Raw genomic sequence first — 16,928 nt, forward strand, 5'->3', positions numbered from 1 at the left:
ACCACCCAGGCTCTATCAAGGAGCCCATTGTAGCAGAATCGTCAAAAAAGTCTGCAACTGCTACATGGGCGCCCTTACGTGATCAGCTTCGATTAATCAATTTCCACCACAGGGATAGAGTCAGAAGTGTCCTTGGCTCGATCTTCGACTCCCAGCGTCGCAGAGATCAAATTAGCCGATTTAGTTTGCAAATGTGGATTAGAGGCCGCGTGCCCAATCTTGATGACATCCCTCACATCAAGAACTCCCGTCGTCAACATGCTCGAGATCTGCGATGACAGCTGATGACTTGGAGGCCTTGGATCAACACGCAAGAGCTCATCAAATTTCCCCTGATTCATGAGCATTGCCATGCGCATGTAGGCAAATTTCTGGTTCAAGCTTTCACTCGTAGCATCTGGGAAATTCTGAACATCGATCAAACGCTTAAGAACGTGCTCCGCCTCGGTGACATTAACCTTCTCGAAATGAGCCACCAGCCCGTCTTTCTCAGGAAGGAAATAGCTCTTGAAATCCCCGCTTTTTGCCATACGGTACAGCTGCTGCTCGATGACTTCCAGAGCATAAGCCTCCCTGGCATAGCGATCATATTCCTCATTCAGCTTCTCAGCATCTTGTGCGTTGCGTGAGGCTGGTTTCAAAGCACGCCACTCACGCAACTTGCCCATGACCTCCTTCATTACCTCTTTGGATTTATCCTTTTCCGCACTAATAGCGGGCAGGTGGTCAACACCCCGGATAGCATACGGGCAAAGTGCACAAGGCTTCCCTGCACCAATCTGTTGAATCACTTCTTTAGGGCAGCGGTTATCAAATGGGCAGATATGGCAGTTATTGTACGCCAATTTGGTATACCTCTTAGCTCGCAACACCTCAAGACCGCTGTCTTCTGCTTTCACACCAGTAAGGCTGATCAAGCCATGCGTTTCGATTGCTTTGACTGGATCCACATGGATGCTGTCTGCCAGCCTGGCGTTCAACCGCAGTGCAGCAGCAGCAAGCTCAGGTGCATCACCTCCACTGAGCTTGTCCATGTTCTTGAGCATGTAGTCTGCCAGCAGTTTCTGATGATCCGGCATGTTTTCCCCATCGAAGATGGTGTAGTACCAAACCAGTTGCTCCGTCTGCCCCGTCATAAACTGACCAATCAAGGATGGAGGCAAAAAGCGCATCGCTTCAGAAACAAAGCCCGCCCGCAGACCATGTGGGGTATGCGGACTGGTCAATTCACCGACCGAAAGAGTGCTCAAATACACGTTATCGTAGCCCGCAATAGGCTTATTTTTCTCGTCCGCCGATTTGAGGAAGACCAAGTCGTTTCCAGAATCATCCCCAATCACCTCCTTGATAAAGTGCTGAAGCATCAGCAAGTAGACAGGAAAATGCCGATAATTTGCCCACTGACTCGAACCCGTCCCGGCATCTCGGAACAGCGGTTTAAATTGGCCAAACTTAGACCCTTTAGTAAAATCATACCAGAGGTCTTCCTGGTAAGCTGATGAGCTACAAGAATCATACCAAGCTCTCTGGCGATCCATGACATCGATAACATGGCGCGAAACGATCGCAGTCCACTCACCATGTGACTTGTCCGAGCTGACAAACAACGGCGCTAACGGACTATTCCAGTACCTATCGAGCACACAATCATATTTGTCTTTGTTAAGCCAAATAAGATGCTGCTGACGAAGACCCGTTTCGCACATAAGAATTGTCAAGCGCACCGAGTTTGGAGAGATGCGCTGAACATTTTCACCCTTAAACTCAAAATCAACCAGTTTGTAGAACCTAGGAAGGATCTCGAACCGGTGAACTTTCTGCTCATGATAGAAAATGGGAGTATAGTTGAGCAGCGCTTGATTGACCTCCCCAAACCCCCTGACCTCCTTCGCGTAAAGGCCAGCCCATGCGTGACTATTTTGAAGATCAGCCATCGTCGGCTGGCACAGCTCACCATTCAAGACCCCATAGTTGATATCCTTTTCGTCTTGCCCTTCGTAGTAAGGCATGTTGTTAATGTGATCAGTCAGATACTCAAGGCTATACAGCATGCTCAAAAATGTTGCAAAGTACACCCTAGGAATTGGCTTCTTAACCGTCCCCGTCCTTCTTTCTACAGGCGGATAACAAGCACTGGTGAAATTGCATTTGAACTGATCCGCATCAGGCAGTGCTAGTTTGTTATCCTCGATGTATTGACAGAAGTGCTCCATGACCAGAACACGGGCGTAGTGAGTATCATTCCCCCAACCATGAGCACGCGCATAAGCCTCCAAGTATGCCAAAAACGTTCTAGGCGGCTGTTTTTCGAACTTGATAACTCCATCCAAAAACACCGATTCACGAGTAAAATAGAGAGTACAAGTAAAATCGTTAATCGTCCTCGGATAGTTCTCCAAGCTTCCGTCACGACGCATGTAGAAGCCTGGTAAATACATTGTGACATAGCTCATAAAAATGCTAAGCACAGCTGTATACCCACTTGATTTCTGTAGTCGCTTAGACGTCATAAATGAGCGAAATACACCATCAATATAAATGGCAAATTTCTTGACCTGGGGATGTGATTCCTCCACAAATGGTAGCCGGTCACCATCCTCACCTAGGCTAAAAATCCCCTTCATTCGATGTGTCTGGAAATGGGTCTTAAACACCTGCTCGAAGTCAAATTCGACCTCACCGTTAGCCAGCGTTTGCGCCATTTTATACGACATCTCGTGCGCTTCTTGCGCTGCGGTTTTGACATCTTTTTTCTGTGCCACCCGGCGCCCTTTGTATACCCTGGCAACCGTGTTCATACGCTTAGAGATTTGGTACTGACTTACGATACCTTCAACCACTTCTTTCTTGGCAGGAGAGGAGCTGGTGATGGTCAGCAAGAAGTCGTTGACATAGTACCGCCGAAGCGGCAAGTCACCAGAACCATTAGCACCGTCAAAGAGAATTTTGCATCCTTCCTCTGTGATGTCTTCAATGTTGTAGAAATCCGTGCTGAGCAACAGCCGCAGCCAGAAATTAACCCGGCTACTGCCGTTATTAAACTCCTCACGCTTGAAAATGCTTTCAATAGAGGATTCTGGGTGGACACCACGGATGATGCTCAGGCACTCAACGTTGGCCTCCTCACACAAGAGGTCAAAAGATCCTGGCAGGTGGTTGATGGTCTGAATCGACAAGGGTGCGATAAACACTTTACGCGCCCAGAGTGCGATGAATACCATGCGAAAAAACTGAGACAGGGCCTGGTCATATGCCAGCGGAAGAGCATGAAGCTTCCGATCAATATCCCCCATCCTGATCTCACTTTTGCGATAAGTGGATTGAAGAAGAAGCTCAAACTCAGGCAGTTTCCAGTCTTTGAAATCAATCCCATAGCGAAATGCAGCTTCTACTCGCTCAGTAGACGTTCCCTTGGCAATACCACAGGTCTTTTTGTAGATCTGAAGAACAGACCTCACTGCCTTCTGAAACTCATACTTCACGTTCTCTTCTGACACCAGCCAAATAGGCGTATCTTTGCTGAGATTAATCATTGTCGCGACCTTCATTCAGAGATTTTTTGATCTGGTCTACCTCATTTTCCAGGTGCTGAAGCTGAACCTTAGCAACACTGAAATTGGAAGCAGACATGCGCAGCATATTGAGAGCAGCAAACGTAGCCTCGAGCATCCTCGCGTCCTTGCGCGCATACCGCTCCGTGGACGTAATAGATTTATGCCCCATAAACTGCTGCACCATTTTGAGGTCAAGACCAAACCGCTTGGGATCCCTAGGGTTTGGACAGTGGTTCACTAGATAGTAAGCGTACATGTGACGCAAAGAATGGAACCCATAGCTAGTGCCAGTAATTTTGAGCGCTGCTTTGTTAAAGCGCTCCCATACAGCCTGGTACGAAGACGGCATGGCGCCACCGTCACGGAGATTTCGAAAAAGGAAAGGATGCAATACAGGCCGATGCCTTTGCTTCTCCTTCGCAATCTGCTCCTCATGATAGAGAGCCAAATTCATCCAAAAAATGGACGCAAACGGCTCAATCAGAAAAGTATCAGGCTTATCTCGCCCCTTATGATCAAGCTTATTGAGCAAACGCTCCGGAATGAAGTTAATCAGAAATTCGCGACGAGTATCTGGGTCGACAATATACACACGGCTCTGTGCTGGATTCTCAACATCAATGTCGATGTCATCCGTAAGCACGGTAAGAGCTTCCGAAACTCGACAACCTGAGGCAGCCAGAAATGACCACAGCACCTTGTCTCGCAGGCAGTCAGTGCTGTCGATCAGTGCAACACATTTATCGATTGGGAACGCTTTATAGTCACCACCAAAAGAATCTGTGTGCGCCATCGTTGGTGCTTTCGACCGTGAAGAAACCCTCTGTTTCTTAATTTTTTTCACACCACCTGCAATACACCCTGCTAACCAACTGTTAGCTTTGATTGCCGCACTAACCCTACGGGGGGCGCCAGCGTGCTTTGCGGAAAAGAGCGGCACCATCGACGCAGCAACATCAGTTACATAGCCACTCTCTTGCATTTGCAACAAGCCATCTCGCATGGCTTCGCTAGCTTCGATAAAATTATTACAACCTGCCCGGTGAAGACCTACGGATGCACCAGCAAGATTCTTCGACCCGAGAACCCTGGCAGCATTACATGCAATTGGGGAATCACTTTTCACCCCAAAAACCAAATAGCTCTCATAGCAGTCCAATGCCTCGCTCAGCAACATCGGCGTAAGCCCGCCATTGCTTAAGCCGACTTGATGTACGTAACCCAGCATATCGACAGCAGCATAACTATATGCCCTAACGGTTTTATACTTTTTGGCTTTGGCCAACTGATAAGCCCAGCTGTCAAAAAACTCGCTCACCAATGGATCAGGCGAAAGCAACCTAAACGTAGGAATTCCATTTCTGGTCGTCTCATACAACTCATAATGTTTCATTTATACAAATCAACCATTTGGTTATGCATTCAGAGCGCCTACGACTCCAAATTTTGGGCGCATCCTTCCACAAGCTTTTCCGGAAATCAACAAGATGCAATTATTTAGTTGCATCTTAGAGTATGCTCCGAATATACCGTTTTTGATTCGCGGCACAGGGGGCTTTTCATCAACGAAAATGCAGTATGAATGGGGGGCTACCTCGGCTCCTCAATCACGCGCCAAAAGCCCCTCCTTGGAACTCTGAGCGTGTCGACTCCGAGACAGTGACATTCAGTCGGACACAAAAATTAATGCCTATCATTCGCAGAATTGGGGAATTCAGCGTCGCATGAGGGGTGGGAGAGTCTAAATGGGCTCATAAATTTTGCTGCAACACGAAGGAAGCTGTGCCAGCTGCGACGCCCGCCAAATGACTCAACAAAGGCCAGGAGGTGATTGGATGGCTGCTTATCTATGACGGTGAAACGGGACAAACCCAAGGTTCTGCGTATCGATATCCGGTGGCGAATCTCGAGATACCAAGGGCCGTATCATCATTGTCCGTTTGTCCCGGAGCACGGCATTAAAGCCATCCTGGTAGCATATTCATTCTCCCTTAAGGCCTTTAGTCCCGAGGCAGGAGTAACCCGGAGAGGGGGCATCATTTGCATACTTTGCGCATACATTTGCCCTCGACCCTGGCTCACTCAAACCCGAACCTCCTGCACCTGCAGACGCGCCACAACAGGGTCAATTGTAGGTATACGGGCAGAGCATTGAGTGGATTGTTGTCGCGGGCTGGGGAGGAGAACCCCATCTTCCTTCCGTGAAAAAAAGGATTCTGGATCTACAGACGTGAAGGATCTGATGGAAGCTTACGCGCAACCTGAGCTGGTAGCGGCCACCAACAGAGTCAGTGTGCTCAGACTCACCTCGCTTCTGTTTCAGGATCGGGGCAGACTGAGCCCTGGGGTTCCGTGGCTTTCCATGGATCTTAACACTCCCTAGCGCAGAAGCTCATGCCCGCCCCTTGGTTGAGTTGCACTACTACCCATAGACTGGCATGACAACGCGCAACAAGAAGCAACATAGTGCAACTCCGCTACTGCGCCTTATTAGGACAGAGGGGAAAGATGCTATTCATACCCCGTGAAACGGCCGTTCCTCATGGGAAAAGGCATAAAAAAAGGGCTTAGGTTTTCACCTAAGCCCTTGATTTTACTGAGCTCGCGGCGGGGAACCAGGGATTCGAACCCTGGAAACGCGATTAACGTTCGCCGGTTTTCAAGACCGGTGCATTCAACCACTCTGCCAATTCCCCGTTTGTTCCGATGACGCGGTACAACAAGCTGCAACTGGAAGGAACCTTAGATAAGAACTCTAGGATAGTTGCCCATCGACGGTTTTCAAGACCGTTGCCTTAAACCACTCGGCCACGCTTCCAGCTCGTTTTGCGGCCGCCATAATACCGTAATGAAACAAGCTGTCAAACTCTCTGTGTCGCGGGTTGCGGGAGCTCTGATAGACTCCTAGCATCTGAACGTTTGAAAACCACAGGTTTACCAAGGAGTGTCGCCATGCGCGAACAGGATTACGCCGTACACCACGGCCAGCAGGTCGAGCAGCAGGAGATCAGCAAGGTCCTGCGCAACACGTACAGCCTGCTGGCGCTCACGCTCGCCTTCAGCGGTGTCATGGCCTTCGTGGCCCAGCAGATGCGCGTCGGCTACCCGAACGTGTTCGTGGTACTGATCGGCTTCTACGGGCTGTTCTTCCTTACCAACAAACTGCGTGATTCGGCCTGGGGCCTGGTATCCACCTTCGCGCTCACCGGCTTCATGGGTTTTATCCTCGGCCCTATCCTCAACCGCTACCTGGGCATGGCCGGTGGCGCCGAGGTGGTCAGCTCGGCATTTGCCATGACTGCCCTGGTGTTCGGCGGCCTGTCGGCTTATGTGCTGATTACCCGCAAGGACATGAGCTTCCTCAGCGGCTTCATCACTGCGGGCTTCTTTGTCCTGCTGGGTGCTGTCGTGGCCAGCTTCTTCTTCCAGATCAGCGGCCTGCAACTGGCGATCAGCGCTGGCTTCGTGCTGTTCTCGTCGGTCTGCATCCTGTTCCAGACCAGCGCGATCATTCACGGTGGCGAGCGTAACTACATCATGGCGACCATCAGCCTGTATGTGTCGATCTACAACCTGTTTGTCAGCCTGCTGCAGCTGTTTGGCATCATGGGTCGTGATGACTGATTGATTGCTGCAAGAGAAAGCCCGCTTCGGCGGGCTTTTTTTTGGGGAGGGTTCACCCGCGAACACCGGCGCAGCCGGTGCCAAGCTCCACGTTGGTTTCTTCGCGGGTGAACCCGTTCCCACAGGGTCCCCGCAGGATTCAGGCTTGCATGCCGCCATCATGCTTTTCTCTACCCCAATTCGCGTTCAACCCCGTAGAATGCGCTCCTTTTTCTTCCGGGGCAGCTTCTCGCAATGAGCTCACACGAACACAGCCCAGGCGCGGCGGCGCCTGCCAATGAACTGGTGCTTGGTCTGGAGGACAAGCCACGGCTGTTGATCGGCCTGCTGGCAGCACTGCAGCACCTATTGGCGATCATCGTGCCGATCGTCACCCCTGGCCTGCTGATTTGCCAGGCACTGGGTGTTTCGGCACGTGATACCAACCTGATCGTCTCCATGTCGCTGGTCATCTCGGGTATCGCCACCTTCGTCCAGTGCAAACGCTTCGGGCCGTTCGGTGCCGGGCTGCTGATCGTCCAGGGCACCAGCTTCAACTTCGTCGGCCCGCTGATTGCCGGCGGGGCGCTGATGGTCAAGCAAGGTACGCCGGTAGAAGGTGTGATGGCGGCCATCTTTGGCGTGGTAATCGCCGGCTCGTTCGTCGAGATGGGCGTGTCGCGCATCCTGCCCTTCGTCAAACGCCTGATTACCCCGCTGGTAACCGGCATCGTGGTGCTGATGATCGGCCTGACCCTGATCAAGGTCGGCCTGATCAGCATGGGTGGTGGCTTCGGCGCCATGGCCAATGGCACCTTCGCCAATGGCGAGAACCTGCTGCTGTCGGGCGTGGTGCTGGCGATCATCGTCATCCTCAACCGCATCCCGGTGGTGTGGATGCGCAGCTGCGCCATCGTTATCGCCCTGGCGGTCGGCTATGCGCTGGCGGGCTACCTGGGCCGCCTGGATTTCACCGGCATGCACGAAGCTGCGCTGTTCCAGGTGCCGACGCCGCTGCACTTCGGCCTGGGTTTCTCCTGGGCACTGTTCATCCCGATGCTGGTGATCTACCTGGTAACTTCGCTGGAAGCCATCGGTGACGTCACCGCCACCAGCAAGGTGTCGCGCCAGCCGGTCGAAGGGCCGGTGTGGATGCAGCGGATCAAGGGCGGTGTGCTGGTGAACGGGGCCAACTCGCTGCTGGCCGGTTTGTTCAACACCTTCCCGAGCTCGATCTTTGCCCAGAACAATGGCGTGATTCAGCTGACCGGGATCGCCAGCCGCCATATCGGTATGTGGATTGCCGTGATGCTGGTGCTGCTGGGGCTGTTCCCGAGCGTTGCCGGGGTGATCCAGGCGGTGCCGGAGCCGGTGCTGGGTGGTGCGGCCATGGTCATGTTCGGGGCGGTTGCGGCTTCGGGGATCAATATCCTGGCCAGCACCCGCCTGGACCGTCGTGCCCTGCTGATCATTGCTGTATCGCTGGCCCTGGGCCTGGGTGTGGCGCAGGTACCGGAGTTCCTGGCGCACATGCCGGCGGCGATTCGCAATGTGCTGGAGTCGGGCGTGGCTACCGGGGGTATCTGTGCCCTGGTGTTGAACTGGTTCTTGCCGGAGAGCAAGGAACAGGCTTGAGCCTGGAGCCCTTCTGTCAGGGCCATGGGGCTGCTATGCAGCCCATCGCGACGCAAGGCCGCTCCTACACGAGGCCGCGTAGACCTGAAGATTGGTGCAAGACAGAAAGCCCGCCCCGCCATGTACAAGCGGGCGCGGGCTTTTTTGCTTTATCATGGCACCATTCCTTTTGCATGAGTTATCCATGAAATTCGCTATCGCGGTGTTCTCCCCGGCCCATGCGCCCTCCTCGCGGCGTGCCCTGCGCTACGCCGAAGCGGTGCTGGCCGGCGGGCATGAGATTGCCCGGCTGTTCTTCTACCAGGACGGGGTACACAGTGCCTCGGCCAACGTGGTCGCCCCCCAGGACGAGCTGGATGTTGCCGGCCAATGGCGCGCCTTCATTGCAGCCAACCAGCTGGACGCAGTGGTGTGCATCGCCGCTGCCTTGCGCCGTGGCGTGCTCGACGAGGCCGAGGCCAACCGCTACCAGCGCCCGGCCGTGAACCTGCCCAAGCCTTGGGAGCTGTCGGGGCTTGGCCAGCTTCATGAGGCGGCGCAAGTTGCCGATCGCCTTGTCTGCTTCGGAGGCGACTGAAATGGCCAAATCCTTGTTGATCATCAGCCGCCAGGCGCCCTGGAACGGCCCATCGGCCCGTGAAGCACTGGACATCGCCCTGGCTGGCGGCGCGTTCGATCTGCCGCTGGGCATGCTGTTCCTCGATGACGGCGTGTTCCAGCTCGCCGCAGACCAGCAGCCCACCGTCGTGCAACAGAAGAACCTGGCCGCCAACTTGCAGGCGCTGCCAATGTTCGGCGTCGAGGACCTGTTCGCCTGCAGCCACAGCCTCACTCGCCGCGGCCTGGAAGCCGACAATCTGGCGCTGCCAGTGCAAGTGCTGGACGACGCGGCCCTGACCGCACTGATCGCCCGTTTCGACCAGGTGGTAACGCTCTGATGACGACCCTGCATGTAATTGCCCACTCCCCGTTTGGCGACGAGCGCCTGGCCACCTGCCTGCGCCTGCTCGGCACCGACGACGCCCTGCTGCTGTGCGGCGATGCTGTATATGCCCTGCGCACCGGCAGCGAACCGCACCGCCAGCTGCAAGCCGCCGGCCTGACCCAGCGCCTGTTCGCCCTGGAAGAAGACGTGCAGGCCCGCGCGGTCGGCAACGAGCTGGCCAAGGCCCTGGACTACCCCGGGTTCGTCGAACTGTCGCTGCATTACGACAAGGTCAACAGCTGGCTATGAATACCCTCAACGTTGGCGATCAGGCGATCGCCCTGGACAAGGACGGCTTCCTGGTCGACCTGCAAGACTGGTCGCATGCCGCCGCCGAGGCTTTGGCCGCGCGCGAGGGCATCCCTTTGACGGCGGACCACTGGGAAATCCTCGAACTGCTGCGCCAGTTCTACCAGGAATTCCAGCTGTCCCCGGCCACGCGCCCGCTGATCAAGTACACGGCCCTCAAACTGGGCCCGGACAAGGGCAACAGCTCGCACCTCAACCGCCTGTTCAACGGCACTCCCGCCAAACTGGCCGCCAAGCTGGCGGGCCTGCCCAAGCCGACCAACTGCATATGACAGAACCTCGCCCGCTTACCCTGGAAACCCCTGCCGAACACCCGTTCGCCGAGTTCGTGCGCATTCTTGGCAAAGGCAAGCGCGGCGCGCGTGGCCTGACCCGTGAAGAAGCCCGCACGGCCATGACCCTGCTGCTGGAAGGCAAGGTCGAAGATGCCCAGCTCGGTGCCTTCCTCATGCTGCTGCGGCACAAGGAAGAAAGCGCCGAAGAACTGGCCGGCTTCACCGAGGCCCTGCGCGCCCACTTGCAGTCGCCGCGCATCGCCGTGGACCTGGACTGGCCCACCTACGCCGGCAAGAAGCGCCACCTACCCTGGTACCTGCTGGCTGCCAAATGCCTGGCCAACAATGGCGTGCGCATCCTCATGCACGGTGGCGGTGCACATACCGCCGGGCGCATGTACACCGAGCAGTTGCTGTCCTTGCTGGAAATTCCGTTGTGCCGTGACTGGGCTGCGGTCAGCCGGGCCCTGGATCAGCAACGCCTGGCCTTCTTCCCGCTGCAGGACTGGGCGCCGCAGTTGCAGCGCATGATCGACCTGCGCAACACCCTGGGCCTGCGTTCGCCCATCCATTCGCTGGCCCGGGTGCTCAACCCGCTGGCTGCGCGTTGTGGCCTGCAGAGCATCTTCCACCCCGGCTACCAGGCAGTACACCGCGAGGCCAGCCGCCTGCTGGGCGACCATGTCGTGGTAATCAAGGGTGATGGCGGCGAGATCGAGGTCAACCCCGATGTCATCAGCCATCTATACGGCACCACCGCCGGCGAAGCCTGGGACGAGGAGTGGCCAGCGCTGAGCGAACGCCGCCACGTGAAGCCGGCAAGCCTGCAGCCGGAGCAATTGCTGGCGGTCTGGCGCGGCGAGACCGAGGACAGCTACGGTGAGATGGCCGTGGTCGCAACCATCGCCCTTGCCCTGCGCGGCCTGGGCCAAGACCGTGAGCAGGCTTTCGCCACGGCACGCGGTTACTGGGGCGCACGCAACCAATCTAATAACTAGATAGTAAGAGCGCAGTCTTTGCGCTAGTTATTCGAACGTTTTTCCCTAGACTGGGCTCCAACGACAAACAACTTTGTTCCGAGGAGCTCACCATGGGCCTTTTGATCGACGGCCGCTGGCATGACCAGTGGTATGAGAACGGCAAGGACGGCACGTTCAAACGCGAAAACGCCCAACGCCGCAATCAGCTGCCCGCTCCCGAAGCTGGCCGTTACCACCTGTACGTCTCGCTAGCCTGCCCCTGGGCGCACCGCACCCTGATCTTCCGTGCCCTCAAGGGCCTGGAGCCACTAATCGACGTGTCGGTGGTCAGCTGGCTGATGCAGGACCATGGCTGGACTTTCGACCAGCAGCAAGGTTCCAGCGGCGACCACCTCGACGCGCTGCAGTACCTGCACCAGCGCTACACCCAGGATGACCCGCACTACACTGGCCGCGTGACTGTACCGGTGCTGTGGGACAAGAAAGAGAAACGCATCGTCAACAACGAGTCGTCGGAGATCATCCGCATCTTCAACAGCGCGTTCAATGAACTGACCGGCAATACACTGGACCTGTACCCAGAGCCACTGCGCCCGACCATCGAGGCGCTGAACGAGCGCATCTACCCGGCGGTGAACAACGGCGTGTATCGCGCAGGCTTTGCCACTACGCAGGAAGCCTACGAGGCTGCGTTTGACGAAGTGTTCAACGAACTGGACTACCTGGAAGACTTGCTGAGCCGCAACCGCTACCTGGCCGGGGAATACCTGACCGAGGCCGATGTGCGCCTGTTCACCACCCTGGTGCGCTTCGATGCGGTGTACCACGGGCACTTCAAGTGCAACCTGCGCCGCCTGAGCGACTATCACAACCTGTCGAACTGGCTGCGTGAGCTGTACCAGTGGCCGGGGGTGGCGGGCACAGTGGACATGGAGCATATCCAGAAGCACTACTACATGAGCCACAAGACCATCAACCCGAACGGGATCGTGCCCAAGGGGCCACTGCAGGACTTCAATCTGCCGCATGATCGGGAGCGGTTGGCAGGCAAGGGGATTTGGCAGGCTTGAGATTGCAGGGGCTGCTTTGCAGCCCATCGCGACACAAGGCCGCTCCTACAGGGTATCGCTGTCTCCTGTAAGAGCGGCCTTGTGTCGCGATGGGCCGTAAAGCGGCCCCAACGATTTCAGCTGTTCTGCGAGCCTTCGAACCAGGCCAGCTTGTCACGCAACTGCACCACTTCCCCGACAATCACCAGGGTCGGCGCATGCACTTCATGCTGCGCCACCAGGTCCGGCAAGTCCGCCAGGGTGCCGGTGAACACCCGCTGATTACGCGTAGTCCCCTGCTGCACCAGCGCCGCAGGGGTACTGGCCGCGCGGCCATGGCGAATCAGCTCGGCACAGATGGTCGGCAACCCCACCAAGCCCATGTAGAACACCAGGGTCTGCGCCGGCGCTACCAGGTCATGCCACGGCAGATTGCTGGTGCCATCCTTCAGGTGCCCGGTCACGAAACGCACCGATTGGGCATAGTCGCGGTGAGTCAGCGGAATCCCGCCATAGGCGGAACAACCGCTGGCTGCGGTAATGCCCGGCACCACCTGGAACGGGATGCCGTGCTCGGCCAGCTCTTCGATCTCTTCGCCGCCCCGGCCGAAGATGAACGGGTCGCCGCCCTTCAGGCGCAGCACACGCTTGCCCTGCCGGGCCAGGTCGACCAGCAGGCGGTTGATCTGGTCCTGAGGCACGGCATGGTCGGCGCGACGCTTGCCCACGTAGATACGCTCGGCATCGCGGCGGCACATCTCGATGATCGCCGGTGCCACCAGGCGGTCGTACAGCACCACGTCGGCCTGCTGCATCAGGCGCAAGGCGCGGAAGGTCAGCAAGTCCGGATCGCCCGGGCCAGCCCCCACCAGGTACACCTCACCGCCCTGCTGCACCGGTGCACCGTCGACCATCGCCTGCAGCAGGCGCTCGGCCTCGGCGCCCTGCCCGGCCAGCTGACGCTCGGCAATCGGCCCTTGGAACACGGTTTCCCAGAAGCCTCGGCGCTGGTTAACGTCCGGGTACAAGGCCTTGACCTTGTCGCGGAAGCGTGCGGCCAGGCCGGCCAGTTCGCCGTAGGCGGACGGGATCCAGGCCTCCAGCTTGGCGCGAATCAAACGCGCCAGCACCGGAGCATCACCGCCACTGGACACCGCAACCACCAACGGCGAACGGTCGACGATCGCCGGGAAGATCACCGTGCACAGGGCCGGCGCATCCACCACGTTGACCGGCAGGCTGAGGGCCTGCGCATCCGCCGACACCTGGGCATTGAGCCCAGGGTCGTCGGTGGCCGCAATCACCAGCCGGCAACCGACCAGGTCGGCTGCCTGATAGCCGCGCACCAGCACCTCGCCGCCACCTTCCCGGGCCAGCGCGGCCAACTGGCCGTCGACATCCGGTGCAACCACGCGCAGCGCGGCGCCAGCGTCGGCCAGCAGGCGCGCTTTGCGCAAGGCGATCTCACCGCCGCCAACGACCAGCACGCGGCCGCCCTGCAGCTTGTGGAACAGCGGCAGGTAATCCATTTAGCGGATGACCTCGACGCCGCCCATGTAAGGCTTCAGCACTTCCGGCACACGGATGGAACCGTCGGCCTGCTGGTAGTTTTCCAGTACGGCAACCAAGGTACGGCCTACGGCCAGGCCGGAGCCGTTGAGGGTATGCACCAGCTCTGGCTTGCCGGTTTCCGGGTTGCGCCAGCGGGCCTGCATGCGGCGCGCCTGGAAATCGCCGCAGTTGGAGCACGAGCTGATTTCGCGGTACTTGTCCTGGCTTGGTACCCACACTTCCAGGTCGTAGGTCTTCACCGCGCCAAAGCCCATGTCGCCGGTGCACAGGGCCAGCACGCGGTACGGCAGCTCCAGCAGCTGCAGCACGCGCTCGGCGTTGGCAGTCAGGCCTTCCAGGGCTTCCATCGACTTGGACGGCTCGACCACCTGTACCATCTCGACCTTGTCGAACTGGTGCTGGCGGATCATGCCGCGGGTGTCACGGCCGGAAGCACCGGCTTCGCTGCGGAAGCACGGGGTGTGGGCAACCAGCTTCAGTGGCAGCTGCTTGGCATCGAGGATTTCACCGGCCACCAGGTTGGTCAGCGACACTTCGGCAGTCGGGATCAGGTAGAAGTCGGCCTCGCCTTCGCGGCTGATCTTGAACAGGTCTTCCTCGAACTTCGGCAGCTGGCCGGTACCCTGCAGGGCCGGGGCCTGGACCAGGTATGGGGTGTAGTGCTCCTCGTAACCGTGCTCGCCGGTGTGCAGGTTGATCATGAACTGCGCCAGGGCGCGGTGCAGGCGGGCAACTGGACCACGCAGCACGGCAAAACGCGCGCCAGACAGCTTGGCGGCAGCTTCGAAGTCCAGGCCACCGCTGACTTCGCCGAGGGCGACATGGTCCTTGATTTCGAAGTCGAAAGCCTTCGGCGTACCCCAACGGCGCACTTCGACGTTGTCGTCTTCGCTGGCACCAACCGGTACGCTGGCGTCCGGCAGGTTGGGGATGGTCAGCAGGATGCCATCCAGTTCGGCCTGGATGCCGTCCAGTTCGGTCTTGCCGGCAGCCAGTTCGTTGGCCATGCGCTCGACGTCAGCCATCAGCGGCGCAATATCTTCGCCCTTGGCCTTGGCCTGGCCGATGGACTTGGAACGGGCGTTACGCTCGGCCTGCAGCTGCTCGGTGCGGGTCTGCACCGCCTTGCGGCGCTCTTCCAGTGATTCGATGCGCGCGACATCCAGGCTGAAGCCACGGGAGGCCAGGCGATCTGCCACTTCCTGAAGTTGGCCGCGTAACAGTTTGGAATCGAGCATATCGTTCTCTCGTTATGTGTAGGTGTTGGTTCAGAATCGGGTCAGGGACAGGCCGGCCCAGGTCGCGAGCAGCCCGCCCACCACGCTGATACCGGTATAGCCCAAAGCCAGGGGCACTTGCCCGCTTTCCAGCAGGCGTACGGTATCCAGCGAAAAGGAGGAAAAAGTCGTCAGGCCGCCGAGGAAGCCGACGATCAGCCCGGCGCGCAGCTCGACCGGCACGATCGGCTTGTGCAAGAACAGACCATAAAGCAGGCCGATCAGCAGGCAGCCAACCAGGTTGACCGCCAGCGTACCGAGATAGAAGTGCCGTGGCCAGTAGGCAGACACCCAGTTGGTGGTGGCAAAGCGCAACAAGGTACCGGCAATACCGCCAGCGCTGACGGCGGCAATCAGTGCAATCACGGCTTTCTCCGTTGGCGGGGGCTGTTGCGGTCAAGGTCGGCAAGGTGGCGCAGCTTCTCGCCAATCTTCAGTTCCAGGCCACGGGGCACCGGCTGGTAGTACTGGCGCGGCTCGAGTTCCTCGGGGAAGTAGTCTTCGCCGGCGGCATAGGCGTCGGGTTCATCGTGGGCATAGCGGTACTCGTCGCCGTAGCCCAGTTGCTTCATCAGCTTGGTCGGGGCGTTGCGCAGGTGCAACGGCACTTCCAGCGAGCCATGCTCGGCAGCCTCGCGCAGGGCGGTCTTGAAGCCCATGTACACCGCGTTGCTCTTCGGCGCACAGGCAAGGTAGGTGATGGCCTGGGCCACCGCCAGTTCGCCCTCGGGGCTGCCCAGGCGCTCTTGCACATCCCAGGCCGCCAGGCACAGGCTGAGCGCGCGCGGGTCGGCGTTGCCGATGTCTTCGCTGGCCATGCGCACCACGCGGCGGGCAATGTACAGCGGATCGCAGCCGCCATCGAGCATGCGCGCGAACCAGTACAGGGCGCCATCGGGGTTGGAGCCACGCACTGACTTGTGCAGCGCGGAAATCTGGTCGTAGAACGCCTCGCCACCCTTGTCGAAGCGGCGGCGGCTGTCGCCGAGCAGGCTCTGCAACATCTCGACATCGATCTCGCTGCCGTCTTCAGCCAGGTCCGAGGCGTTTTCCAGGAAGTTGAGCATGCGCCGGCCATCGCCGTCGGCGGCGGCCATCAGCATCTTGAAGGCGTCATCGCCAACCCGCAGGTTGCGCTTGCCCAGGCCGCGCTCTTCCGTCAACGCGCGGTTGACCAGCTTGCGCAGCGCCGCCTCGTCCAGGCTCTTGAGCACATACACCCGCGCCCGCGACAGCAGTGCGTTGTTCAGCTCGAACGACGGGTTTTCGGTGGTGGCGCCAATGAACAGCAGGGTGCCGTCTTCCACATAGGGCAGGAAGGCATCCTGCTGCGACTTGTTGAAGCGGTGCACTTCGTCGACGAACAGGATGGTTCGGCGGCCGTACTGGCCAGCCTGCTGCTTGGCCACCTCGACCGCCTGGCGAATCTCCTTCACCCCGGCCAATACCGCCGACACCGTTTCGAAGTGCGCATCGCAGAACTGCGCCAGCAGCCGCGCGAGGGTGGTCTTGCCCACCCCCGGCGGCCCCCAGAAGATCATCGAGTGCAGCGCACCCTGCTCCAGCGCTTCGCGCAGCGGTTTGCCGCGCGCCAGCAGGTGCTCCTGGCCGACGTACTCGTCCAGGTTGGACGGGCGCAGACGAGCGGCCAGGGGCTGGGCGACGGGTTCGCTTCGAAACAGGTCCATG

General features: G+C 58.2%; 14 protein-coding genes and 2 tRNA genes. 8 read left to right on the plus strand and 8 right to left on the minus strand.

Translation table 11 applies throughout. From position 1 onward, the window contains the following. Positions 1 to 92: 92 nt before the first annotated feature. From NY023_RS17875 to NY023_RS17890, 4 genes are all read right to left on the minus strand, one after another. Entirely contained in the window at positions 93 to 3,533 is a 3,441-nt protein-coding gene (locus NY023_RS17875; protein WP_013973273.1) for a hypothetical protein, read from the minus strand. Continuing rightward, positions 3,526 to 4,947, minus strand: coding sequence for a tyrosine-type recombinase/integrase (locus tag NY023_RS17880; protein WP_013973274.1), 1,422 nt, complete (start codon positions 4,945 to 4,947; stop codon positions 3,526 to 3,528). Before NY023_RS17880 ends, NY023_RS17875 begins: the two co-directional genes overlap by 8 nt. Positions 4,948 to 6,162: 1,215 nt before the next feature. Further along, positions 6,163 to 6,250: transfer RNA gene (locus NY023_RS17885), tRNA-Ser, on the minus strand. Between the two features lie 35 nt (positions 6,251 to 6,285). Then, positions 6,286 to 6,372 (minus strand) — tRNA-Ser (locus NY023_RS17890). A 134-nt stretch (positions 6,373 to 6,506) separates the two neighbouring features. Here NY023_RS17890 and NY023_RS17895 point away from each other — a divergent pair. The 8 genes from NY023_RS17895 to NY023_RS17930 all read left to right on the plus strand — a co-directional run bounded on the left by NY023_RS17895 (position 6,507) and on the right by NY023_RS17930 (position 12,411). Beyond that, a complete protein-coding gene (locus NY023_RS17895; protein WP_003251184.1) occupies positions 6,507 to 7,178 on the plus strand; it encodes a Bax inhibitor-1/YccA family protein in 672 nt (223 codons plus the stop codon). A gap of 234 nt (positions 7,179 to 7,412) precedes the next feature. Beyond that, entirely contained in the window at positions 7,413 to 8,792 is a 1,380-nt protein-coding gene (locus NY023_RS17900; RefSeq protein WP_013973275.1) for a nucleobase:cation symporter-2 family protein, read from the plus strand. Positions 8,793 to 8,976: 184 nt separating this feature from the next. Beyond that, positions 8,977 to 9,369 carry a sulfurtransferase complex subunit TusD gene (gene tusD, locus NY023_RS17905; RefSeq protein ID WP_013973276.1) on the plus strand — a complete coding sequence of 131 codons (393 nt, stop codon included), beginning with the start codon at positions 8,977 to 8,979 and terminating at the stop codon, positions 9,367 to 9,369. A 1-nt stretch (position 9,370) separates the two neighbouring features. After that, on the plus strand, positions 9,371 to 9,730 hold the full coding sequence (gene tusC, locus NY023_RS17910) for a sulfurtransferase complex subunit TusC (RefSeq protein ID WP_024087386.1): 360 nt from the start codon (positions 9,371 to 9,373) through the stop codon (positions 9,728 to 9,730). Beyond that, the gene (tusB, locus tag NY023_RS17915; RefSeq protein ID WP_013973278.1) at positions 9,730 to 10,026 is read left to right on the plus strand and encodes a sulfurtransferase complex subunit TusB; all 297 of its coding nucleotides are present in this window, start codon (positions 9,730 to 9,732) and stop codon (positions 10,024 to 10,026) included. Before tusC ends, tusB begins: the two co-directional genes overlap by 1 nt. Further along, positions 10,023 to 10,358: a TusE/DsrC/DsvC family sulfur relay protein gene (locus NY023_RS17920; protein WP_013973279.1), complete on the plus strand. Its 336-nt coding sequence runs from the start codon at positions 10,023 to 10,025 to the stop codon at positions 10,356 to 10,358. The genes tusB and NY023_RS17920 overlap by 4 nt, the downstream gene beginning before the upstream one ends. Continuing rightward, positions 10,355 to 11,359: a glycosyl transferase family protein gene (locus NY023_RS17925; RefSeq protein WP_013973280.1), complete on the plus strand. Its 1,005-nt coding sequence runs from the start codon at positions 10,355 to 10,357 to the stop codon at positions 11,357 to 11,359. The genes NY023_RS17920 and NY023_RS17925 overlap by 4 nt, the downstream gene beginning before the upstream one ends. Before the next feature lie 92 nt (positions 11,360 to 11,451). Next, entirely contained in the window at positions 11,452 to 12,411 is a 960-nt protein-coding gene (locus NY023_RS17930; RefSeq protein ID WP_013973281.1) for a glutathione S-transferase family protein, read from the plus strand. Positions 12,412 to 12,527: 116 nt separating this feature from the next. On the opposite strand, the gene cysG is transcribed toward NY023_RS17930, so the two are convergent. From cysG to NY023_RS17950, 4 genes are read right to left on the minus strand one after another with little or no spacing between them, the layout of a single operon-like run. Then, on the minus strand, positions 12,528 to 13,919 hold the full coding sequence (cysG, locus tag NY023_RS17935; protein WP_013973282.1) for a siroheme synthase CysG: 1,392 nt from the start codon (positions 13,917 to 13,919) through the stop codon (positions 12,528 to 12,530). After that, a complete protein-coding gene (gene serS, locus NY023_RS17940; RefSeq protein WP_003258877.1) occupies positions 13,920 to 15,200 on the minus strand; it encodes a serine--tRNA ligase in 1,281 nt (426 codons plus the stop codon). Positions 15,201 to 15,230: 30 nt separating this feature from the next. Further along, positions 15,231 to 15,605 (minus strand): fluoride efflux transporter CrcB, encoded by a 375-nt coding sequence (gene crcB / locus NY023_RS17945; RefSeq protein ID WP_013973283.1) that lies wholly within the window; start codon positions 15,603 to 15,605, stop codon positions 15,231 to 15,233. Further along, positions 15,602 to 16,927, minus strand: a complete 1,326-nt coding sequence (locus tag NY023_RS17950; RefSeq protein ID WP_013973284.1) for a replication-associated recombination protein A — start codon at positions 16,925 to 16,927, stop codon at positions 15,602 to 15,604. The genes crcB and NY023_RS17950 overlap by 4 nt, the downstream gene beginning before the upstream one ends. Between the last annotated feature and the right edge of the window lies 1 nt (position 16,928).

This window comes from Pseudomonas sp. NBB (assembly GCF_032701105.1).
Lineage (GTDB): Bacteria > Pseudomonadota > Gammaproteobacteria > Pseudomonadales > Pseudomonadaceae > Aquipseudomonas > Aquipseudomonas asiatica.